Below are 21,091 nucleotides of genomic sequence, written 5' to 3'. Positions count from 1 at the left end.
GTCAGCCCCTTCGCGCGAGGTAGATCTGGAAGGCCTTGTAGAGCGCCCGGTTCAGGGGCAGGTCCCACTCGCCGGCGTACTCGACGGCCTCGCCACCGGTGCCGACCTTGAACTGGATCAGCCCGACGTGCGGGTCGTCGGAGGCGAGGGTGTCGGTGATCCCGCGCAGGTCGTAGACCTCGGCACCGGCGGCGAGCGCGTCCCGGATCATCTGCCACTGCACCGCGTTCGAGCCGCGCACCTCGCGCTTCTCGGTGGAGGAGGCGCCGTAGGAGTACCAGGCGTGCGTACCCACCTGGATCGCGATCGTGGCCGCGACCAGGTCGTCCTCGTGGTGGGCGAGGTAGACGCGGATCCGGTCCGGGTCCTCGGCGGCGAGGGCGTCGTACATGGTCCGGAAGTAGGAGAGCGGGCGCGGCGTGAAGTGGTCGCGCTCGGCGGTTTGCACGTAGAGCGCGTGGAACGCGGCCAGGTCGTCGGCCTCCTTGCCCAGGGTGACCACCACCCCGGCCTTGGTGGCCTTCTTGATGTTGCGACGCCACAGCTGGTTCATCGCCGCGAGGACGTCGTCCTCGGTGCGCCCGGCCAGCGGGATCTGGAAGTTGTACTGCGGCTGCCCGGCGGCGAACCCGCCGGCGACGTTCTGGCAGCGCCAGCCGAGCTCGCGGAGCTGGGAGACCACGGCGGCACCGGTCTGGCTGCGCTCGGTCGGCGGCAGCGAGGTCAGGCTGGTCACCGCGTCGTCCGCGATGCCTTCCTTGACCTGTGCCGCACTCCAGCGCCGCGTCACCACCGGCGGGCCGATCCGGATCCCGAACGCGCCCTGCTTCTTCAGGTGGGCGGCGAGCGGCTCCAGCCACGCCGCCAGGTCGCCGTCGGCCCAGTCGATGACGGGGCCCTCCGGCAGGTAGGCGAGCGAGCGCGAGGACCGCGGGATCCGGCGGTAGAGGACGAGCGCGGCGCCGACGACCTCGCCGTCGCGGACCCAGCCGAGCGACTCCGCGACCCACTCCTTCTTCACCTGCGCCCAGGCCGGCGTCTGCAGGAAGGACGCCGAGGTCCGCGTCCGGAGGAACGCGAGGTGCTCCGCGGGCGTGATCGTGCGGACGGCCGGGGGGGCCAGGGGGGAAGGGGTCACGCAGGTGAGCCTAACGAGACGCCGGTGGGTGCACCCGCACCCGTCGCCGGGGTCGTGACCATGAGCACGCGCGTGGTCAGCCGCCCGGTACGACGGACCCGGCGATCTGCTGCCAGGCCCGGGTCCGCGGGTCGGCCAGCGCGAAGTGGTCGCCGGGGACGAGCGCCAGGGTGACGTCCCCGCCCGCCTCGCGTGCCGCCGCCACGTACGCCGTCGCCTGGCTGCGCGGGACGATCTGGTCGGCTTCGGCGTGCACCACCGAGACCAGGCCGGACGCCGGGACCCGCCGGGTCGGGTCGGCCAGGGCGTAACGGTCGGGTACCTGCGCGGGCGTCCCGCCCATGAGCGCGACGGCAGCGCCGTTGCCGATCCGGTCCTCGGCCGCCGTGGTGAGGTCGAGGACGCCGGACAGCGGGAAGGTGGACTCGGCGCGGACCCGTGGTGAGCCACCCGGCGTGCCGGCGTCCCGGGAGGCGGCCCAGGCCGCGAGGTGCCCTCCGGCGGAGTGGCCGACGACCCGGACCGGCAGGTCGTCCGTGACCCGGGGCGGAAGCGGCAGCTCGGCGACGTGGTCGATCGCCGCGGCGACGTCGGCGAAGGTGTGCGGCCAGCCGCCGCCACCACCGACGCGCCGGTACTCGATGTTCCAGACCGCGACCCCGCGCCGGAGCAGGTCGGCGCCGATCGGGGCCAGCAGCGCGAAGCCGTACTGGGAGAGCCAGTAGCCGCCGTGGATCAGCACGACCAGGGCGCTCGGGTCGCGCGGCGAGGCGAACCACCCGAACTGGTCGGCGTGCTGGTCGCCGTACCGGATCTTGACCGGCGCGACCACCTCGGCCGCGGCCGCGGACTTCTGCCCGGGGGCCGCGCAGCCGGCGACCAGCAGGCTCGCGCCCGCCGCGGTGAGCAGCCCGCGGCGGCTGAGCTCCTTGCTCACAGCCTCTCGCGGAGCCAGGCGAAGTCGTCCTGGTGCTCGGCCGCACCGCCCGGCGTCTCGCAGATGACCGGCGCCCCGGCCTCGCGGACGACGCCGACGAACTCCTCCGCGTCGAGCTGCCCGTTGCCGAAGTTGGCGTGCCGGTCGGCCCCGGAGTCGAAGGCGTCGCGGCTGTCGTTGGCGTGCACCAGGTCGATCCGCCCGGTGATCGACCGGATCCGCCCGACCGCGTCGGCCAGCGCGATGCCGCCGGCCCAGGCGTGGCAGGTGTCCAGGCAGAAGCCGACGTTCTCGGACCCCTCGGCGGTGCTGATCGCCTCCCACACGCCGGCGATCCGGTCGAGGTGCCGGGCCATCGCGTTGTCGCCGCCGGCGGTGTTCTCGATCAGCACCGGGAGCTTGAGGTCGGTGGCCTCGATCGCCTTGCGCCAGTTGTCGAACCCGACGGCCGGGTCGTCGGACTTGTTCACGTGGCCGCCGTGCACGATCAGGCCCTTCGCGCCGATCTCGGCGGCGGCGTCGACGTGCTGCTGGAGCAGCTTGCGGCTGGGGATCCGGATCCGGTTGTTCGTGGTGGCGACGTTCACGATGTACGGCGCGTGCACGTACAGGTCGATCCCGGCCGCCTCGGCGTCGGCCCGCAGACCGGCCGCGCCACCGGCGTACGCGATCTCGGGTCCCTGGTAGCCCTGCGGGTCGCCGAGGAAGAACTGCACCAGCGTCGTGCCGCGCGCCTTCGCCTCGGCGATCGGGTCGGTCTGGTCGACGTGCGCGCCGATCGGGAGGGAGCTCATGCGGCCAGCCTAGGCTGGGCCACCGACGCCCCGGCCCTCCGCCCGCGGCGCGGGCACTTGCCTGGTTGAACATGTTCAAATAGCGTGCCGCCGTGAGCCCGAAGCAGGACACCCGCCAGCTGATCCTCGACACCGCCCTGCGCCTCTTCGAGGAGCGCGGGTACGCCGCCACCACCATGCGCGCGATCGCGCAGGAGGCCGGTGTGACGCCGAGCAACGCGTACTACTGGTTCGCCGGCAAGGACGAGCTTGTCCAGGCGTTCTACGTCCGGATCCAGTCCGAGCACGCCGAGCGCGCGGCCACGTACCTGGCCGGCGGCCTGCCGCTCACCGACCGGCTGCGCGCCGTCGAGCACGCGTACCTGGACGTGATCGCGCCGTACCACGGCTTCGGGGCCGCGTTCGTCGGGATCGCGCTCGGCCCGGACAGCCCGGGCGACGCGCTGAGCGAGGCCTCCGTCCCCGCGCGCGACCAGTCCCGGGCGATCTACCGGGAGGTCGTCGCCGGCGCGGTGCCCCGGGTCCCGGACGCGGTGCGCGACGTGCTGCCCGAGCTGCTGTGGCTCTGCCACCTCGGCATCGGCCTGTTCTGGGTCACCGACCGCAGCCGAGGCCAGGAGCGCACCCGCCGGCTGGTGGACGCGACCGTCCCGCTGATCACCCCGATGCTGCGCGTGGCGCGGCTGCCCTGGGGCGGCGCGGTCGTGGACCAGGTCCGGGCCGCGCTCGCGGTCGCGATGGAGCGGGCGTGAGCCGATTGGCTCCCGCACCCCTGGTCCGGGTACCCTGACCCGTCGCCCTCTCCCGATGAGCGGGCGACGACGCACAGCCCTCCTGCCACGGAAACGCCGTGGCCGCCAAGTCCGAAGGAGGTGGAGAACGCTATGCGCGCCTATGAACTCATGGTCATCCTCGACCCGGAGCTCGAAGAGCGGACGGTCGCCCCGTCCCTCGACACGTACCTCAACGTCGTTCGCAACGACGGGGGCACCGTCGATAACGTCGACGTCTGGGGACGCCGTCGCCTCGCGTACGAGATCAACAAGAACGCCGAGGGCATCTACGCCGTCGTGTCGCTCCAGGCCGAGCCGGCCACCGTCAAGGAGCTCGACCGTCAGCTCACGCTGAACGAGTCGGTGCTTCGCACTAAGGTGATTCGACCCGACGCTCGCTGAGCGTCTCGGCACGAATTCCTAGGGAGAACCCATGGCAGGCGAGACCGTCATCACCGTCGTCGGCAACCTGGTCGACGATCCGGAGCTGCGCTTCACCCCTTCGGGTGCGGCAGTGGCGAACTTCCGGATCGCGTCCACGCCGCGCACCTTCGACCGGCAGACCAACGAGTGGAAGGACGGCGAAGCGCTGTTCCTCTCCTGCTCGGTCTGGCGTCAGGCCGCGGAGAACGTCGCCGAGTCGCTCCAGCGCGGCATGCGCGTCGTCGTCCAGGGCCGCCTGAAGGCGCGCACCTTCGAGACGCGCGAGGGTGAGAAGCGCACCGTCTTCGAGATCGAGGTCGAGGAAGTCGGCCCGAGCCTGAAGTACGCGACTGCCAAGGTCACCCGCGCCACCCGCAGCAGCGGTGGGGGCGGCGGGTTCTCCGGCGGCGGCGGCGACGACCCGTGGGCGTCCCAGGGCTCCGCTCCTGCTCAGCAGGGTGGCGGTTCCTGGGGTGGCCAGCAGGGCGGCGGCGCTCCGCAGGGTGGGGCTCCCCAGGGTGGCGGCCAGCCGGCCGGCGACCCGTGGGCGGTCCCGGGCGGCTCGGAAGAGCCCCCGTTCTGACCTGATCACCCAGTCCAGTCCAAACAGCCAACCATTCCGGCGTGAGCCGGGCTCGAAAGGAGCACCACAATGGCTAAGGCAGTGATTCGCAAGCCCAAGAAGAAGGTTTGCCAGTTCTGCAAGGAGAAGGCGACCGGTGTCGACTACAAGGACACCAACCTCCTCCGCAAGTTCATCTCCGACCGCGGCAAGATCCGCGCCCGTCGGGTCACCGGCAACTGCGTCCAGCACCAGCGCGACGTCGCCACGGCCGTGAAGAACGCCCGTGAGGTCGCGCTGCTGCCGTACACGTCGTCGGCGCGCTGAGAAAGGGAGTTGACGAGATGAAGCTCATCCTGACGCAGGAGGTCACCGGTCTCGGTGCTCCCGGCGACGTCGTCGAGGTCAAGGACGGCTACGGCCGCAACTACCTGATCCCGCGCGGGTTCGGCATCCGCTGGACCAAGGGCGGCGAGAAGACGATCGAGTCGATCAAGAAGGCCCGCGACGCCCGTTCGGTGCGCGACGCCGACCACGCCGCCGAGGTCAAGGCCAAGCTCGAGGGCTCGACCTTCCAGGTCAAGGTCCGCGCCGGTGAGGGCGGTCGCCTGTTCGGCGCCGTCACCGCCGCCGACATCGCCACGGCGATCGTCGAGGCCGGTGCCGAGGTCGACAAGCGCACGATCGTGGTCCCGAACCCGATCAAGTCGCTCGGTGCGCACACGGTCACCGTCAAGGTGCACGACGAGGTCGAGGCGAAGGTCAACCTCAACGTCGTCCCCGCCTGACGCGTACGAACCAGGCGAAGGCCGTCCCCCTCACTGCGAGGGTGGGCGGCCTTCGTCGTTCCCCTGCTCCGGCGCGGGGTTCCGGGCAGGTTCCACCAGCAGCGGACCCGGCCCGCCGAGCCAGGTGCGGCGGTGCACCCGGAACAGGTAGTAGATGAACACGATGTTGACCGCGAGCGCGGCGAGCACGGTGACGTCGTCCAGCGCCTGGACGTCCCCTCCGATCGCGATCGGCGGCAGCACCACCAGGACGGCGAAGGCCCAGGTGAGCGGTCCGAACCGCCGTGGCAGGTAGGGATCACCGGGCTCCTCCACGACCGCGCCGTCGGCGATGCCCTTGGCCAGCAGCAGGCAGAAGAGGGTCTGCGGCATGCTGAGCGCCCACGCGCCGGAGTCGCTGAGCTGGTGCCCGACCTGCGGGAACCACAGCGGCACGCTCACCGCCCCCGCGACCCAGGCGGCCCACCGGGCCCCGTCGAACCCGGTGCTCGCCCGGCACAGCCCCTGCATCCCGAGGATCACCAGCAGCCAGCCGACCGGGTCGGCCAGCCCGTCGAAGCTCCGCCAGTCGGGGTCCGGGTGCGCCGGGAACGGCGCGTAGCCGGCCACGAAGACCATGCCCATGGCGATCTTCTGCAGCGGCGACATGGCGTCACCCTACGGAACCGGTACGGCCCACGGTCATCCAGGCGTCGGTCCGCTCGCGCGCCAGCAGCACGACCGCGCGCCCACCCATGAACGTCGTCGCGAAGGCGACCCACAGCCAGGTCGAGGAGTCGGCGACCGCGACCGCGAGCCACGCGGCCGGCGCGAAGGCGACCAGGACCAGCAGGCCCACCCGGGCCAGGTAGCCGCCGTCGCCGGCGCCGATCAGCACGCCGTCGAGGACGAAGACCACCCCGGCCACGGGCTGGGCGAGCGCGGCGACGAGCAGGATCGGCACGAGCAGCTCCCGCACGGCCGGGTCGGGGGTGAACAGCGCGCCGGCGTACGGCGCGGCGAGGGCGAGCAGCAGCCCGGTCACCACCCCGGCGCCGAGGCCCCAGCGCAGCATCCGCCGGGTCACCGACCGGGTGCCCGCCCGGTCGCCCGCCCCGAGGTAGCGGCCGGTCAGCGCCTGGGCGGCGATCGCGATCGCGTCCAGGCTGTAGGCGAGGAAGGTCCAGATCGTCAGCGCGATCTGCATCGCGGCCAGGTCGTCGGGTCCGAGCGCGGTGGCGCCGTACGTCATCATCAGGAGGCCGGCGCGCAGGGTGACCGTGCGCAGCAGCAGCGGGACGCCGGCCCGGCCCGCGCCGCGGATCCCGGCGAGGGACGGCCGCAGTCCGACGCCGGCGGCCCCGGCGGCCCGGGCGACCACGGCGAGCAGGACCGCGGCCGACCCGGTCTGGGCGATCACGGTGCCGAGCGCGGAGCCGCCGATCCCGAGGTCGAGCCCGTAGACCAGGACCAGGTTGAGCACGACGTTGACCAGGTTGCCGAGGACCGCGACCGCGAGCGGGGTCCGGGTGTCCTGCAGACCGCGCAGGATGCCGGTGGTCGCGAGCATGACCAGCAGCGGGACGGCGCCGAGCAGGCCGATCCGCAGGTACGTCTCCGCCTGGCGGGCCACCGCGGGGCCGGGGTCGAAGAGCCCCACGAGGAACGAGGTGCCGAGCAGCCCCAGGACGGTGGTCCCGACGCCGATCAGCACGGCGAGCCAGATCCCGTGGACGCCCTGGGTCAGCGCCCCGGTCCGGTCGCCCGCCCCGAGCCGACGGGCCACCGACGCGGTGGTGCCGTAGGCGAGGAAGACGCACAGGCTGATCAGCGTGCCGAGGACCGCTCCGGCGATCCCGAGACCGGCCAGCTCGGTGGTCCCGAGGTGCCCGACGATGGCGGAGTCGGCGAGCAGGAACAGCGGCTCGGCCACCAGGGCCGCGAACGCCGGTACGGCGAGCCGCAGGATCTCCCGGTCCTCGGCTGCCATACAGGGAGGCTAGGGCACGCCCGGGCAAGCACGGTCCCTGTGAGTTGTTGCCGGAAAGTCGACTTACGTACAGGACGCGTCCAGATGTCGAAATGGTTAATCACAATCTTGCGGGATTTCTCGATCCACAGCCTGTGGGAACACGAAAGAGCAGGTCAGAGGCCATATTCGAGATCGGACACGCTGGTTGTCCACAAGCGACCCACAGGCTTTCCCACGTCACCCCCAGGTCGGCGGGGACTTCTCCACAACGGGCGGCGCGGCCTGTGGATTACCGACTCGTCCGGCGCCGGACCCGCGCCTTAGGTTGGTGGCCGAGGCCCTCCCGGCACAGTGTCGGCGGGGTCTCCTACTGTGACGCACGGTGCCGGAGTTGCACACCGAGACAGCGCGAATGGGGATCGCATGAGCATGACGGAGTCGGCGGGACTGGGTGTCCCCGGTGACGGCTTCGGCTACCCGGACGAGCCGGGTGCCGCGTTCGACGGTCCCGGCTTCGGCTCCGGCCATGCGGACAGCGGCAACCAGGAGGCCTGGTCCGGCCGGATGCCGCCGCAGGACGTCGACGCCGAGCAGAGCGTGATCGGGTCGATGCTCATCTCCAAGGACGCGATCGCCGACGTGCTCGAGGTCGCGAAGGCGCACGACTTCTACCGTCCGGCGCACGAGACCATCTTCGACGCGATCACCGACCTCTACGCGCGCGGCGAGCCCGCCGACCCGGTCACCGTCTCGGCCGAGCTCCAGCGTCGCGGCGAGCTGCAGAAGGTCGGCGGGGCGCCGTACCTGCACACGCTGTCGGCGAGCGTGCCGATCGCGGCGAACGCCGGCTACTACGCCGAGATCGTCCGGGAGAAGTCGATCCTGCGCCGGCTCGTCGACGCCGGCACCAAGATCGCCCAGCTCGGGTACGCCGGCGAGGGCCAGGTCGACGACACCGTCGACCGGGCGCAGGCGGAGATCTACGCGATCACCGAGAACCGCACCTCCGAGGACTACCACCCCATCGGCTCGCTGATGGAGTCCACGCTCGACGAGATCGAGGCCATCTCCAACCACGACGGCTCGTTGCGCGGGGTGCCGACCGGGCTGGCCGATCTCGACGAGCTCACCAACGGCCTGCAGTCCGGCCAGATGATCATCGTCGCCGGCCGACCCGGTAGCGGGAAGTCGACGCTGGGTCTGGACTTCTGCCGGGCGGCGTCGATCAAGAACCAGCTCACCAGCGTCATCTTCAGCCTCGAGATGGGCAAGGCCGAGATCGTCATGCGGATGCTCAGCGCCGAGGCCCGGATCCCGCTGAACCACATCCGCAACGGTGAGATGAAGGACGACGACTGGAGCAAGCTCGCCCGCTGCATGGGTGAGGTCTCCAGCGCGCCGCTGTTCATCGACGACAGCCCGAACATGACCATGATGGAGATCCGGGCGAAGGCCCGCCGGCTCAAGCAGCGTCACGACCTCAAGCTCATCGTCATCGACTACATCCAGCTGATGACGTCGGGAAAGAAGGTCGAGTCCCGCCAGGTCGAGGTCTCGGAGTTCTCCCGCCAGATCAAGCTGCTCGCCAAGGAGCTCGAGATCCCGATCGTGGCGCTCGCCCAGCTCAACCGTGGTTCCGAGCAGCGCGCCGACAAGAAGCCGATGGTCTCCGACCTCCGCGAGTCCGGCTCGCTGGAGCAGGACGCCGACATCGTCATGCTGGTGCACCGCGAGGACATGTACGAGAAGGAGTCCCCGCGCGCCGGCGAGGCCGACATCATCGTGGGCAAGCACCGCAACGGCCCGATCCGGGACGTCACGGCGCTCTTCCAGGGCCACTACTCGCGGTTCGCGGACCTGGCCCACTCGACCGGCGGGTTCTGAGGCTCCTCGTACTTGGCGAAGTCGGCAGACCGGTGTCGGCCGAAGTCGAGACCGACGCTTCCCTGCCCCGGATTTCCCCCCGTCCGCCTGAGCAGTGACAGGTGTCGTCGGGTGTGCTGTCGATCGATCTTCAGTGCCGGCAGGAGCTGAACGAGTTCCGGCCCTGGCGATCCGGGCAGGTGTCGCTGCCCGGTCCGCCGACGAGCTTGTCGCGCTGCGGTCCGCCGTACAGTCGGTCGCCGCCGCGGCCGCCGAGGAGTACGTCGATCCCGGAGCCGCCGTACAGCGTGTCGGTGCCGGCGCCGCCGACGAGGACGTCGGAGCCGCCGAGGCCGTAGATCTTGTCGTTGCCGCCGAATCCGCAGATGACATCGGCGCGCGGCGTGCCGCGCAAGACATCGTTGTGACGGGTGCCGCGGATGGTGCAGCGGGTGTAGCGGGCCACCGTGGTGCGCTTGGCGGTGGCGGCGACACGCGCGCCGTCGCCGGGCTCGTGCGGGCCGAGGCTGGCGTACATCGAGCCGTTGTCACCGCCGACGGCCAGGCCGCGTCCGGGCAGCGGCACCGCCTGCAGGACCCGGCCGTCGAGGTCGAGGCGGACCGCGACGTCGCGGGAGTGAGGCTGGCCCTCGATGTGCCCGACGCCGAAGATGAAGCCGTCGCGGGAGACCGAGCCGCCGTTGATGAAGGCTGCGGTCGTGATCGTCCGGAGGTGGTGGCCGTCCGCGGTGTACTGGCTGATGAGGCCGCCCTTCTGGACCTGGCCGGGGACGTTCGTCGGGTCGTAGCGGTCCTTCATCCCGAGCAGGTCGATGGTGCCGTCGGGCTTGAGCGTGACGCCGCCGTAGCTCTCGGCCTCGCCGAAGTCGACGTACGTCGACCAGACGGCCGACTTGCCGTCGCCGGTGAGTTCCATGAGGAAGCCCTCGTCGTCGCCGTAGGCGTTGGGGTAGGTCGGCAGGTCGGCGTCCGGGGTGACCGGGAAGTCGGCCGACCGGGTCTGGCCGGCGATGACCAGGTTGCCGTTGCGGGTCAGCGCCAGGCCGCCGGGGATCTCGTCGCTCGAGCCGCCGAGGAAGGTGCCCCACAGCCGGCGGGTGCCGGAGGAGTTGATCTTGATGACGTAGCCGTCGAAGGGGTAGGTGTACGGGTCGTTCGGGGTGCCGTCGACGTGCTCGGTGTCGAAGGCGTCGGGGTCCGGGACGAAGTCCTTGTTGGCGGCGCCGTCGAGGTAGATCGAGCCCTCGGCGTCGACCGCCATGCCGCCGGCGTAGTTCGAGCCGGGGATGCGGGCAGCCCACAGCAGGCGACCGGCGGGGGAGAACTTCACCAGGAAGGTGACCCGGTTCCGCTCCGAGGCCCAGTAGTGCTCACCGAGAGCGCCCGGAGTGGTGGGGTTCCCGACGACGTAGGCGTTCCCCTGCGCATCGACGTAACCGGCGCCCTGCTCGACGCCGCGTCCTCCGAGCCGTGCGGCCCAGACGGTGCGCCCGGTGGGGTCGAAGTACTGCACGGCTACCTCTCCGCGCGCGCCGTCGTCGTGCGCGCCGGGGGTCGGCTGGAAGCCTTCTGCGGGGTATCCGACGGTCAGCACGTTCCCGCTCGGTGTCACATCCAGGCTGATCGCGTTGCTGATGCTGATCGGGGTGTCCTACGTCGGGTCCGTCGCCCCGGCCGTCCCGGCCAGCGCCAGCACCGCCGTTCCGGCGGCCGCCGCTGCGACGAGTCCGTACCTACGCTTGCGAGCCCATGTCGCGACCACGTCTTCTTCTCCTCCACCAGCGAATGAACCAGGCGGAACGATAGCGGCTCCAAGGTGGCTTTTGTCCGGTTTCGGGTCTGGGTACGGTCACCTACCCGACGCGTAAGTGACGTCTCCGCGATCCCGCACGCCGCTGTCTTCGGGAGTGCAGGAGTGTTGCTGTGCCTGTCGGACCAGCTTCACACCTTGGCGACCTCGGCAGTCCTACCCCAGCTTGGTGATCCGGTTCGCCGGCCCCGGTGCGATCGGGCCGGTGGCGAGGTACGCCGTCAGCGCGTCGATGTCGAAGCCCGGCGCGTACACCCGGTTCGTGGAGACGCCGAAGTTGGTGAACCCGTCACCGCCGTTGGCCACGAAGTCGTTGGTCGACACCCGGTACGTCGCCGCCGGGTCGATCGGGACCCCGCTGAGCGCCAGGTTGCTGATTCGCGAGCCCAGCGGCAGCGTCGTGTTGTAGGAGTAGGTGAACCCGTTCGACACCTGCAGGAACTTGGTCGTGGTCTGGCCGGCGTACCCGGCGAACTGCTGCTCCAGGACTTCCTTCAGCTGGGCGCCGGTGATCGACACCGTGACGACCAGGTTGTTGAACGGCTGCACGGTGAACGCCTCGCCGTAGGTGACCTGGCCGGGCGCCTCGCCGCCGGGTGAGGCGCCGAAGATCAGGTCGGCCCTGATCCCGCCCGGATTCATCAACCCGATCTGGGCGCCGGCGGACTGGGTGCGGGCGAGCATGCCGTCCGCGATCACGTCGCCGAGCGGGGTCTCCTGGGACGGCGTCGCGGACCGGGTGATGTCGGCGGTGATGCTGCCGACCACCTGGTTGGCCAGCGGGGCGACCGCGGTCCGGTACTTGTCCGCGATCACCTTCGCGTCGGGGTCGACCAGCGCGGGGTTGCGGACGAAGACACCGGGGGCGGTCGTCTGCCAGCTCCCGTCGGCGTTCCGCACGCCGTTCTCGACGATCGTGTTGACCGCGGTGGCGGTGACGAACTTCTTGCTCTGCTGGTCGAGGGTGAAGGTCACGTCGGTGAGCACCTGACCGTTCGTGCCGCCGCTGGTCACGAGCGTGTTCGCCCCCGAGGAGTTCGGCAGGTTGCAGACGTAGGACCGGTGGGTGTGGCCGCTGATCACGACACCGAAGGCCGGGTCGAGCTTGGACACGATCCCCGTGACGGCGCCGGTGAAGTTGGCGCACCCGCTCGGGTCGAGCACCGACGGCGGCGGGTTCTGCTGACCGCCCTCGTGGAGCAGCAGCACGAACGCCTTCACGCCCTGCTGCTCGCGGAGCATCTTCGCGTACTTGTTGGCGGTCTCGGCCTCGTCGAGGAAGTTCACCGAGGTGATGCCGGCCGGGTTGACGATCGACGGGGTGCCCTTGAGGGTCTCGCCGATGAAGGCGACCTTCGCGTTGCCGACCTTCTTGACGACGTACGGCGCCAGGATCGGCTGACCGGTGGTCTTGTCGACGACGTTGGCCGCCAGCATCGGGTACGACGCCCCGGCGAACCCGTCGCCGTCCTGGCACCCGTCGGTCGGGTGGCAGCCGCCGTTCTGCAGCCGCTTCAGCTCGGTGACGCCCTCGTCGAACTCGTGGTTGCCGACGCTGGTGACGTCCAGGCCGAGGGAGTTCATCTCCTCGACCGCGGGCTCGTCGTGGAAGGCGGCGCTCACCAGCGGGCTGGCGCCGACGAGGTCGCCGGCCGCGACGGTGAAGACGTGCGGCGTCTGCGCCTTGTCGGTCGCACGCCGCGCCTTGATCGCGTGGGCCAGGTACTCCACACCGCCGGCCGGCGTGCCGTTGACCACGCCGCCGCTCCCGGTGGGCGCGTCGATGGCGCCGTGGAAGTCGTTGAACGCCAGCAGGTGGACGGTGGTCCCCTGCGGGGGCGCGGCCCCGGCGGACGGGGCCCCGGCGAGGCCGGCGGTCCCGGCCAGGACCAGGGCGGCCGCTGCTGCGGCGGCGTACAGGCGTGAACGGCTGGCGGTCATGGGTGTCTCCCCGTCTCCCTCGGACTCCGGACTACGAACACCCTGCGACGGATCGGCCCGGATGGGAAGGGGTGGCTAGTCCCGGATCTCCTCGCCGTCCTCGTGGACGGCGAAGTCCGGGGCCGGGATCCCGGTCCCGCGGCCGACCCGGGAGTGCCCGTAGCCGTAGCCGAAGTACACGACGAACCCGAGCACCATCCAGACCACGAACCGCAACCAGGTCTCGATGCTCAGGTTGAGCGCCAGGTAGACGCAGACGAGCGCCGAGAGGATCGGCAGGAACGGCGACCACGGAACCCGGAAGCTGCGCTCCAGGTCCGGCCGGGTGTTGCGCAGGACGGGCACGGCGATCGAGACCAGCGCGAACGCGGTCAGGGTGCCGATGTTGACCATCTCCTCCAGGTCGCCGATCGGGGTGAACGAGGCGACCAGCGCGACCAGGAGCCCGATCGTCACGGTGATCCGCACCGGGGTGCCGCTGCGCGGGTTGACGTGCGCGAACCGCGGGCTGAGCAGGCCGTCGCGGCTCATCGCGAAGAGCACCCGGATCGCGCCGATCATCAGGGTCATCACGACCGTCGTCAGTCCGGCAACCGCCCCGGCGGCGATCAGGGTCGCGAACCCGTCGCGGCCGACGTCCTGGAACGCGGTCGCGAGGGCGGCGCTGGTGTCGATCTGGTCGTACTTGACCATCCCGGTGATCACCAGCGCGACCGCGACGTACAGGACGGTGCAGATGACCAGGGACCCGAGGATGCCGCGGGGCAGGTCCTTCTGCGGGTTGCGCGCCTCCTCGGCAGTGGTCGCGACGACGTCGAAGCCGATGTAGGCGAAGAAGACCACCGAGGCCGCCGAGATGATGCCGAAGATCCCGAAGGTCTGCTGCTCGATCCCGAACATCCACTGGAACAGCGGCTGGGTGATGCCCGAGGAGTCGACCGGCGCCGCGGCGGGCGGCACGAACGGGTCGTAGTTCGCGCCGTTGACGTAGAAGAGCCCGGCCACGATCACGAACAGCACGACGAAGAGCTTCACGCCGACCAGGACCAGGTTGACCCGCAGCGACTCCTTGATCCCGACCGCGACGAGCAGGGTCAGGGCGGCCACCAGCAGGAAGGCGGCGAGGTTGAAGTGCCCCCAGCCGGCGTCGGCGGTCGGCCCGACGGCGTCCGGCCAGCCCAGCCCGATCTCGTCGAGGAAGGTGACGAAGTAGGTGCTCCAGCCCTGCGCGACGACGCTGGCGCCGAGCATGAGCTCGAGGATCAGGTCCCAGCCGATGATCCAGGCGACGAGCTCGCCGAGGGTCGCGTAGGAGAACGTGTACGCCGACCCCGCGACCGGGACCGTCGAGGCGAACTCGGCGTAGCAGAGGGCGGCCAGCCCGCAGCAGATCGCGGCGAGCACGAACGAGAAGACCACCGACGGGCCGGCGTACAGGGCGGCGGCGGTGCCGGTGAGGGTGAAGATGCCGGCACCGATGATCACCCCGATGCCGAAGACCGTCAGGTCGAGGGCGGTGAGGTTCCGCTTGAGCTGGAACTCCGGGTCATGGGTGTCCGCCAGGGAGTTCTCGACCGACTTCGTCCGGAAGATGTCCATGCGTCGTCAAGTTACGCCGCGAGCCCGGTGCAGTCGATGCTCCGCCGGACGCCCTGTGGATGCTCAGCGCGCCCGCCACCAGGCCACGGTCTCCTTCGTGCCGACCTCGATCGGCGTCGGCGCCAGGCCGAGCCGTGCCTCACTCGCGGAGGAGTCGAGGACGAACGGGTCGGTGAACATGTACGCCGTCTCGGCGAGCTCCCGGGTCGCGGGCGACACCAGCCCGGCGGCGGAGAGCACCCAGGCCGGCAGCCCGGTGACCTTCGGGGTCGCCACGCCGGCGGCGGCGGCGAACGCGGCGACCAGCTCGGCCTGGGTGAGCGCCGGCGCGGTCGGCGCGTGCAGGAAGGAATTCCAGAGCTCCGGCCGGCTCGCCGCGCGGATCATGGCGGCGGCCAGGTCGGGGACGTAGGTGTAGGAGTGCGGCCGGTCGGTGCGCCCGACCACCCGCATGGTCCGGCCGGCCAGGACGGCCGGGACCATGCGCTCGCCGGCGTGCGCGTTGAGCACGGCAGGCCCGTAGAAGTCCGACGCGGCGACGCTGATCGTCGGCGTGGCCGAGGCCTCGCGGGCCCGGAGCAGCGCGGCCCGGATGCCGAGCTTGCCGCCGGTCGCGTCGCGCGGCAGGTCCTCGGTCATCGGGCGGTCGACGGGCCCGTAGGAGTAGAGGCTCTCCGGGAAGACGACGACCGCGCCGACCTCGCCCGCGGCCCGCAGGACGACCTGCTCCGCCTCCGGGAGCTCGGCCCGCCAGGCCTTGGCCGAGTAGCTCGAGCCGTGGATGCAGTGGTGGACGGCGGCTGCGCCGGCGAAGGCGGCTGCCACCTGGGCGGGGTCGGAGACGTCGACCCGGCGGCGCTCGATGAGCGCGTGGTCGGGACCGCTGCCCGAGCGGGTGAGCAGCCGGACCTGCTGGCCGGCGTCGGCGAGCTGGGTGGCGACGGTGCTGCCGACCGGGCCGGCGCCGGTGACGACGTGGACGGTGTTCATGCTGACTCCTTCGGATCGGGTAGAGAGCAGTGCTCTCGCTTTGAGCATGCACGACCCCGGACCAGAAAGCAAGAGCGGTGCTCTCTAAAGTTGACGGTGCACGCAAAAGACGACGACGATGTCCCGGTGACCACTTCTGGGACCACCTCTGGGACCACCCCCCGCGACCGCGCCCGCGCCCGGACGATGCAGGAGATCACCCGGATCGGGCGCCAGCACCTCGCCACCGACGGCGCCGCCGCGCTGTCGCTCCGCGCCGTCGCCCGCGACCTCGGCGTGGTGTCCTCCGCCGTCTACCGCTACGTGAAGAGCCGCGACGAGCTGCTCACCCTGCTCCTCGTCGACGGGTACGACGAGCTCGGCGACGAGGTCGACGCGGCCGTCGCCGCCGTCCCGGCCGACGACCACCGGGCGCAGCTCTTCGCGATCGCGCGGACCGTCCGGGCCTGGGCGCTGCGCGAGCCGGCGACGTACGCGCTGCTCTTCGGCAGCCCGGTCCCCGGCTACCAGGCGCCGGGGGAGCGGACCACCGGACCGGGGACGCGGGTGATCCGCGCGCTCATCGCCGTCTGGGAGAACGCCTGGCGGGCCGGCCGCGTCGAGCTCCCCGCGAACGCGCCGGTCACCCCCGCCGTCGCCGCCGACGTCGAGCGGATCCGCGCCGAGTTCGGGCTCAGCGCCCCGCCCGAGCTGGTCGCCCGCGGCGTGCTCGCCTGGACCGCGCTCTTCGGGTCGGTGAGCTTCGAGGTCTTCGGCCAGTACGGCCCCGACACGTTCACCGACACCGAGGCAGTCTTCGAGCACCAGGTCGCGCTGCTGGCCGATCTGGCCGGCCTGGTCGACCCGCCCGGGTGAGGCGGTGATCTCCGCGAAGCGTGCCGGAGATCCGGTGCCGACGATTACGCTCGGCGCACCATGAACCCAGCTCCCGGTGCCCCACCGGAGTCCGCGGTCCTCCCCGGGCTCCGGGACGCCCGCGACCCCGACCGCTCGCTGACCCCCGTCGGGCACGGGTACTCGCGCGAGGAGATCGCCGCGCTGCAGCAGGACCGGCTCCGCGACGCGGTCGTCCAGGTGATCGCGACCGAGGGCCTCGAGGGCGCGCACATCAAGACGATCTGCGCCCGCGCCGGCGTCGGACTGGCCACCTTCTACGAGCACTTCCACTCCAAGCAGGAGCTCGTCCTGGCGGCGTACGACGCCGGGGTCGCGGTGCTCTTCGAGGTCGTCGCCGGCGCGTACGACGCCCCCGCGGCCGGGACGACGAGCCGCGACCGGACCGAGCGCGGGATCCTCGCCCTGCTCCGGGCGCTCGCCGACAACCCCGCGTTCGCGCGCTTCTTCCTGGTCGAGTTCGCGAAGGCCGGCCGCGAGGCGCAGGAGCGGGTGGAGGCGTCCCTGGACGCCTCGTTCGAGCTCTTCAACGGGATGGAGCCCGAGGTCGGCGCGGGGTCCCCCGACCCGGAGATGGTGCCGATGCTCGTGAGCGGCGTCTACGGCCAGCTGGAGCGCTACGTCCGGCTCGGGCGCACGGCCGAGCTGCCGACACTGCTGCCGTCGTTGATGCGGTTCAGCCAGGCGGTGCTCGGCGGTTCGGGCGTCAGCACGATCAACCTGCAGCCGCCGCGACCCGGTGTGATCTAGCACCCATTGCGCCGGAACCGGGCGATTTGCCCGGTTCTGCTCTGCGATCCTTGCGGCGGCGAAGCCGTGCCTCGCGGGTGCCGCCCCGATCAAGGAGTTCCGACGTGCTGACGACCCGCACCAAGCGGCAGCTGCTCATCTTCGTGTTCATCACGCTGGTGGGTGTCTCGTTCGTCGGGGCCCGCTACGCGCGGCTGGACCGGCTGGTCTACGACTCGTCGTACGAGGTCAACGCGCACTTCGCGCAGTCCGGCGGCATCTTCACCGGCGCGGCGGTGGCCTACCGCGGTGTCGGGGTCGGCCAGGTCAGCGACATGAAGCTGACCGACGACGGGGTCAACGTCGTGCTGCGCATCGACAAGACCCACGACGACATCCCTGCCGACACCCTGGCGCGGGTGGCCAACAAGTCAGCGGTCGGCGAGCAGTACGTCGACCTGGAGCCGAAGACGGACGAGGCGCCGTACCTCAAGGACGGCTCGGTGATCGCGCCCGCCGACACCGCCGTCCCGGTGTCGACGACCGAGATCCTCACCAACCTCGACGGCCTGGTGCAGTCGGTCCCGCAGGACCAGCTCCGTACGACGGTCTCCGAGCTCGGTGCCGCGTTCCAGGGCACCGGTGACGACCTGGGCCGGATCATCGACACCTCGAACGAGTTCATCCGGGCCGCCAACGACAACTTCGACGTCACCACGGCGTTGATCAAGGACGGCAACACCGTCCTGCGCACGCAGGCCGACAAGGGCTCCGCGGTCCGCAGCTTCGCGCGCGACCTGGCGCTGTTCAGCGGCACCCTCGCCGACAACGACGCCTCGCTGCGCTCGCTGATCGAGAACGGCTCCGCGACCGCCACCGAGCTGCGCACCTTCCTGGAGCGCAACAAGGTCGACCTCGGCAGCCTGATCAACAACGTGGTCACGACCGGCGAGGTCGTGGTCAAGCACCTCCCGGGCGTGCGCCAGATGCTCGCCGTCTACCCCAGCGTCGTCGCCGGCGGCTTCACCGTCGTCGCCAAGAACCCCGACGGCTACGACGCCCGCTTCGGCTTCATCCTCAACCCCGATCCGGTGGTCTGCCACCAGGGGTACGACGTCAAGGAGCGCCGGCCGGCCGCCGACGGCAGCAACAAGCCGATGGACATGGACGCCCGCTGCACCGAAGGCCCGAACGTGAACGCCCGCGGCGCCCAGAACGCCCCGCGCACAGCCCCGTTCAAGGCGCCGGTCGCCACCTACGACACCGGCACCGGCACGATGACCTGGGCCCGGCCCGGATCCGGCACGGTCGTGTACGACGGCGGCGCCCGCGCGCTCTACGGCAAGGACTCCTGGCGCGCTCTGCTGCTCCAGCCGGTGTCGTAGCCCTACGATCCCGGGCATGAGCCTGGACCGCGCAGCCCTCGTCGCCGGCAGCATCCGTCTCGCGTCCGGGATCTCCTTCCTGGTCGCGCCCGAGAAGGCCAACCGGATGTGGGGCGACCACGAGGAACCGGCGCCGACCACCCGGCTGCTGCTGCGCTCGATGGGCTACCGGGACGCCCTGATCGGCGGCCTGCTGGTCGGCGCCGCGGTCCGCGGCCGGGACACCCGCGGCTGGTTCCTCGCCTCCGGCGGCGCGGACGCCGCCGACCTCCTCGGCGGCTGGAGCACGCACGCCGAGATGTCCGCGTCCCAGAAGGCGATCGGTCTCGGCGGCGCCGCCGTCGGGATCGGCGTCGGCCTCTGGGGTGCGACCCGGCGTCGGAAGGCGTAGCCGCGTCAGCCCAGCGCGTGCACCGGCCCCTCCCAGCGCCGCCGCAGCCAGCGGTCGTGCGAGGTGAGCACGACCGAGCCCGTCGAGACCACCAGGGCTTCCTCCAGCTCGCCGACCAGGGTGAGCGAGAGGTGGTTGGTCGGCTCGTCCAGCAGGAGCAGGTCCGGCCCGTCCGCGACCGCGATCGCCAGTGACAGCCGACGGCGCTGCCCGAGACTGAGCGCCGCCAGCGGCTTCTCGGCGTCCCGCGGGTGCAGCAGCCCGAGGGCGCGGAGCGGGATCCGCTCGGCCCGGTCGGGACCGAGAGCCCCGGCGTAGGCGGCCCGTGCGGACCGGGTCCCGTCGCCGAGCTCCGGGTCCTGCGCGAGCAGCCGGGTCCGCCGGGCGCCGACCACGACCGTCCCTGCGTCCGGAGCCAGGCGCCCGGCGAGCACGTCGAGCAGCGACGACTTCCCGGAGCCGTTCGGGCCGGTGACGAGGAGCTTGTCGCCGCGGCGGACGTCGAGCACGTCGACCGATACCCGGCCGTCGACGCGGAGGTCCCGGACGGTGAGCGCGAGGCCGTCACCGGATCCTTCGGCGAGACGGCCGAAGAACCGCAGCGGCTGCGGCGGCCGGCGTACCTGGGTCTCCTCCGCCTCGGCCAGCCGGCGCTCGGCATCGTGGACCCTGCGGGCGTGCGCCCGCTCGACCCGGGAGCCCTGGAAGGCGTGCACGAACTTGTCGTTGTCCCGCGGCCCCCGGCCCCGCGCGACCGCGTCGGTGCCGATCCGGGTCTGCGCCCGGAGCAGCCGGATCTCCTCCTGCTCGGTCCGGTAGCGCTCCTCCCACCGCTGCCGGCTCCGGGCCCGGTGCTCGAGGTACTGCGAGAACGACCCGCCGAAGCGCCGGCCCCCCAGGCCGTCGGTGCCGAGCCGGCCGGCGTCGAGATCGATCAGCTCGGTGCAGACGGTGTCCAGGAAGGTGCGGTCGTGGCTCGCGGCCAGGACGACGCCCGGGTAGTCGGCCAGCGACCGCTCCAGGAGGTCCAGCGCGGTGTCGTCGAGATGGTTCGTCGGCTCGTCGAGGAGCAGGCAGGCGGGGCGGCGTACCAGGGCGGCGGCGAGCGCGACCCGGGTCCGCTGCCCACCCGACAGCGTGCGCAGCGGCCGGTCGCGGCCGAGGTTCGCGACGCCGAGGGCGGCCGCGGTCACCTCCGCCCGCCGGTCGGCGTCCCAGGCGTCGTGGTGGGTCGCCCAGGCGAGGACGCGGTCGTACTCGGTCGCGAGACCGTCGGCGCCGTCCGCTGCCTCGGCGATCCGCAGGGCCAGCGCCTCCAGCCGTGCGACCGCCTCGCGCAGCGGGCGCAACGACGCGCCGAGCAGGTCGCCGACGGTCCCCGCGGGACCGAGGTCCGGCTGCTGTGCCAGGTGGACCAGGTCGGCAGGCGCCCGCACGCTGCCGCTGTCGGGCCGGTCGAGGCCCGCGACGATCCGCAGCAGCGTGGACTTGCCGGACCCGTTCTCGCCGATCAGGCCGACCCGGGCGCCGGGTGCGGCGACCAGGTCGACGGCGTCGAGGGCGCTGTGGACGGCCGCCCCGCTGCTGAAGGTGCGGGTGACCGCGTCGAGGACGACGGGACCCGGTCCCGCGGCGTACGGGTCGGCGGCGGGGGCAGGAACAGGAAGGAAGGACACGACGACGGCTCCGGAAGGGGAGGCGGATCCACGCCGGGCCGGGCCGCGGGCGTGGAGGGACGTCGTCAGAGCTTCATGATGCGTCCCACGTTATCGGTGCACGGCAACGGGTTTTTCCGCCTGCAGCAGGCCTGTGGCGGTTCTCACCGTTCGGTCCCGCTGCCAGCCGACCCCGCAGCGGGGTAGGTTGCGCCGAGCCGTCGGAACCACCTGTGAAGGAGTCACCGTGCGTATCGGCATCCCCCGCGAGTCCAGGCCTGGCGAGACACTCGTCGCCGCGACGAGCGTCACCGCCGTCCAGCTGCAGAAGCTCGGCTACGACGTGGTCGTCGAGTCGGGGGCCGGCGTGTTCGCGGCTCAGCCCGACGAGGCCTACGTCGCTGCCGGTGTCACGGTCGGTTCGGCCGAGGACGTCTGGGCCAGCGA

The 21,091-nt window shown here is 71.7% G+C and carries 20 protein-coding genes and 1 pseudogene; 11 read left to right on the top strand and 10 right to left on the bottom strand.

All coding sequences use genetic code 11. The annotated features are described in order from the left end of the window. Position 1: 1 nt before the first annotated feature. From AB4Y76_RS00105 to AB4Y76_RS00095, 3 genes are all read right to left on the bottom strand, one after another. Complete coding sequence (locus AB4Y76_RS00105; RefSeq protein WP_441921234.1) at positions 2–1,138, bottom strand: lipid II:glycine glycyltransferase FemX; 1,137 nt, start codon at positions 1,136–1,138, stop codon at positions 2–4. Between the two features lie 76 nt (positions 1,139–1,214). Beyond that, on the bottom strand, positions 1,215–2,075 hold the full coding sequence (locus AB4Y76_RS00100; protein ID WP_441921233.1) for an alpha/beta hydrolase family protein: 861 nt from the start codon (positions 2,073–2,075) through the stop codon (positions 1,215–1,217). Continuing rightward, a complete protein-coding gene (locus AB4Y76_RS00095) occupies positions 2,072–2,869 on the bottom strand; it encodes a deoxyribonuclease IV (RefSeq protein WP_441921231.1) in 798 nt (265 codons plus the stop codon). Before AB4Y76_RS00095 ends, AB4Y76_RS00100 begins: the two co-directional genes overlap by 4 nt. 92 nt (positions 2,870–2,961) lie before the next feature. Here AB4Y76_RS00095 and AB4Y76_RS00090 point away from each other — a divergent pair, with 92 nt between their 5' ends. The 5 genes from AB4Y76_RS00090 (at position 2,962) to rplI (ending at position 5,415) form a co-directional block, all read left to right on the top strand. Next, a complete protein-coding gene (locus tag AB4Y76_RS00090) occupies positions 2,962–3,621 on the top strand; it encodes a TetR family transcriptional regulator (RefSeq protein ID WP_441921229.1) in 660 nt (219 codons plus the stop codon). 132 nt (positions 3,622–3,753) lie between these two features. Continuing rightward, a complete protein-coding gene (gene rpsF, locus AB4Y76_RS00085) occupies positions 3,754–4,044 on the top strand; it encodes a 30S ribosomal protein S6 (RefSeq protein WP_441921765.1) in 291 nt (96 codons plus the stop codon). Between the two features lie 31 nt (positions 4,045–4,075). Then, entirely contained in the window at positions 4,076–4,648 is a 573-nt protein-coding gene (locus tag AB4Y76_RS00080; RefSeq protein ID WP_441921227.1) for a single-stranded DNA-binding protein, read from the top strand. Between the two features lie 69 nt (positions 4,649–4,717). Further along, positions 4,718–4,954 (top strand): 30S ribosomal protein S18, encoded by a 237-nt coding sequence (gene rpsR, locus AB4Y76_RS00075; protein WP_441921225.1) that lies wholly within the window; start codon positions 4,718–4,720, stop codon positions 4,952–4,954. A gap of 17 nt (positions 4,955–4,971) precedes the next feature. Continuing rightward, the gene (gene rplI / locus AB4Y76_RS00070; RefSeq protein WP_441921223.1) at positions 4,972–5,415 is read left to right on the top strand and encodes a 50S ribosomal protein L9; all 444 of its coding nucleotides are present in this window, start codon (positions 4,972–4,974) and stop codon (positions 5,413–5,415) included. 30 nt (positions 5,416–5,445) lie between these two features. On the opposite strand, the gene AB4Y76_RS00065 is transcribed toward rplI, so the two are convergent. Both AB4Y76_RS00065 and AB4Y76_RS00060 read right to left on the bottom strand, forming a co-directional pair. Next, positions 5,446–6,063, bottom strand: coding sequence for a hypothetical protein (locus AB4Y76_RS00065; RefSeq protein WP_441921221.1), 618 nt, complete (start codon positions 6,061–6,063; stop codon positions 5,446–5,448). A gap of 4 nt (positions 6,064–6,067) precedes the next feature. Next, positions 6,068–7,384 (bottom strand): MATE family efflux transporter, encoded by a 1,317-nt coding sequence (locus tag AB4Y76_RS00060; RefSeq protein ID WP_441921219.1) that lies wholly within the window; start codon positions 7,382–7,384, stop codon positions 6,068–6,070. A gap of 546 nt (positions 7,385–7,930) precedes the next feature. Here AB4Y76_RS00060 and dnaB point away from each other — a divergent pair. Continuing rightward, a complete protein-coding gene (gene dnaB, locus AB4Y76_RS00055) occupies positions 7,931–9,250 on the top strand; it encodes a replicative DNA helicase (RefSeq protein WP_441921764.1) in 1,320 nt (439 codons plus the stop codon). A gap of 130 nt (positions 9,251–9,380) precedes the next feature. On the opposite strand, the gene AB4Y76_RS00050 is transcribed toward dnaB, so the two are convergent. The 4 genes from AB4Y76_RS00050 to AB4Y76_RS00035 form a co-directional block, all read right to left on the bottom strand. Then, positions 9,381–10,844, bottom strand: a complete 1,464-nt coding sequence (locus tag AB4Y76_RS00050) for a calcium-binding protein (RefSeq protein ID WP_441921217.1) — start codon at positions 10,842–10,844, stop codon at positions 9,381–9,383. Between the two features lie 372 nt (positions 10,845–11,216). Further along, positions 11,217–13,001: a bifunctional metallophosphatase/5'-nucleotidase gene (locus AB4Y76_RS00045; RefSeq protein ID WP_441921215.1), complete on the bottom strand. Its 1,785-nt coding sequence runs from the start codon at positions 12,999–13,001 to the stop codon at positions 11,217–11,219. Positions 13,002–13,076: 75 nt separating this feature from the next. Further along, entirely contained in the window at positions 13,077–14,600 is a 1,524-nt protein-coding gene (locus AB4Y76_RS00040) for an amino acid permease (protein ID WP_441921213.1), read from the bottom strand. Positions 14,601–14,663: 63 nt separating this feature from the next. Next, the gene (locus AB4Y76_RS00035; protein ID WP_441921212.1) at positions 14,664–15,590 is read right to left on the bottom strand and encodes an NAD-dependent epimerase/dehydratase family protein; all 927 of its coding nucleotides are present in this window, start codon (positions 15,588–15,590) and stop codon (positions 14,664–14,666) included. A gap of 126 nt (positions 15,591–15,716) precedes the next feature. On the opposite strand from AB4Y76_RS00035, the gene AB4Y76_RS00030 reads away from it, so the two are divergent. From AB4Y76_RS00030 to AB4Y76_RS00015, 4 genes are all read left to right on the top strand, one after another. Continuing rightward, positions 15,717–16,445 carry a TetR/AcrR family transcriptional regulator gene (locus AB4Y76_RS00030; protein ID WP_441921210.1) on the top strand — a complete coding sequence of 243 codons (729 nt, stop codon included), beginning with the start codon at positions 15,717–15,719 and terminating at the stop codon, positions 16,443–16,445. Positions 16,446–16,505: 60 nt separating this feature from the next. After that, positions 16,506–17,234: a TetR/AcrR family transcriptional regulator gene (locus AB4Y76_RS00025; protein WP_441921208.1), complete on the top strand. Its 729-nt coding sequence runs from the start codon at positions 16,506–16,508 to the stop codon at positions 17,232–17,234. A 104-nt stretch (positions 17,235–17,338) separates the two neighbouring features. Continuing rightward, a complete protein-coding gene (locus tag AB4Y76_RS00020) occupies positions 17,339–18,598 on the top strand; it encodes an MCE family protein (protein ID WP_441921206.1) in 1,260 nt (419 codons plus the stop codon). A gap of 16 nt (positions 18,599–18,614) precedes the next feature. Then, positions 18,615–18,989: a DUF4267 domain-containing protein gene (locus AB4Y76_RS00015; protein WP_441921204.1), complete on the top strand. Its 375-nt coding sequence runs from the start codon at positions 18,615–18,617 to the stop codon at positions 18,987–18,989. 5 nt (positions 18,990–18,994) lie between these two features. Here AB4Y76_RS00015 and AB4Y76_RS00010 read toward each other — a convergent pair whose 3' ends face one another. Further along, positions 18,995–20,665: an ABC-F family ATP-binding cassette domain-containing protein gene (locus AB4Y76_RS00010; RefSeq protein WP_441921202.1), complete on the bottom strand. Its 1,671-nt coding sequence runs from the start codon at positions 20,663–20,665 to the stop codon at positions 18,995–18,997. Positions 20,666–20,891: 226 nt separating this feature from the next. Between AB4Y76_RS00010 and AB4Y76_RS00005 the strand changes: the two are divergent. Next, positions 20,892–21,091 (top strand): annotated as a pseudogene (locus AB4Y76_RS00005) (Re/Si-specific NAD(P)(+) transhydrogenase subunit alpha); the annotation flags it as partial.

This window comes from Marmoricola sp. RAF53 (genome assembly GCF_052114005.1).
Taxonomy (GTDB): domain Bacteria; phylum Actinomycetota; class Actinomycetes; order Propionibacteriales; family Nocardioidaceae; genus Marmoricola.
Note: the sequence above shows the minus strand (reverse complement) of the source record. Positions and strands in the feature narration are given on the sequence as shown.

Bases quoted from the DNA above. Each gene is read 5' to 3' on its own strand.
- AB4Y76_RS00080 (WP_441921227.1), top strand. From the start codon at position 4,076: ATGGCAGGCGAGACCGTCATCACCGTCGTCGGCAACCTGGTCGACGAT.
- AB4Y76_RS00040 (WP_441921213.1), bottom strand. From the start codon at position 14,600: ATGGACATCTTCCGGACGAAGTCGGTCGAGAACTCCCTGGCGGACACC.
- AB4Y76_RS00035 (WP_441921212.1), bottom strand. From the start codon at position 15,590: ATGAACACCGTCCACGTCGTCACCGGCGCCGGCCCGGTCGGCAGCACC.
- rpsR (WP_441921225.1), top strand. From the start codon at position 4,718: ATGGCTAAGGCAGTGATTCGCAAGCCCAAGAAGAAGGTTTGCCAGTTC.
- AB4Y76_RS00065 (WP_441921221.1), bottom strand. From the start codon at position 6,063: ATGTCGCCGCTGCAGAAGATCGCCATGGGCATGGTCTTCGTGGCCGGC.
- AB4Y76_RS00060 (WP_441921219.1), bottom strand. From the start codon at position 7,384: ATGGCAGCCGAGGACCGGGAGATCCTGCGGCTCGCCGTACCGGCGTTC.
- rplI (WP_441921223.1), top strand. From the start codon at position 4,972: ATGAAGCTCATCCTGACGCAGGAGGTCACCGGTCTCGGTGCTCCCGGC.
- AB4Y76_RS00045 (WP_441921215.1), bottom strand. From the start codon at position 13,001: ATGACCGCCAGCCGTTCACGCCTGTACGCCGCCGCAGCAGCGGCCGCC.
- AB4Y76_RS00025 (WP_441921208.1), top strand. From the start codon at position 16,506: ATGAACCCAGCTCCCGGTGCCCCACCGGAGTCCGCGGTCCTCCCCGGG.
- dnaB (WP_441921764.1), top strand. From the start codon at position 7,931: ATGCCGCCGCAGGACGTCGACGCCGAGCAGAGCGTGATCGGGTCGATG.
- rpsF (WP_441921765.1), top strand. From the start codon at position 3,754: ATGCGCGCCTATGAACTCATGGTCATCCTCGACCCGGAGCTCGAAGAG.
- AB4Y76_RS00015 (WP_441921204.1), top strand. From the start codon at position 18,615: ATGAGCCTGGACCGCGCAGCCCTCGTCGCCGGCAGCATCCGTCTCGCG.
- AB4Y76_RS00095 (WP_441921231.1), bottom strand. From the start codon at position 2,869: ATGAGCTCCCTCCCGATCGGCGCGCACGTCGACCAGACCGACCCGATC.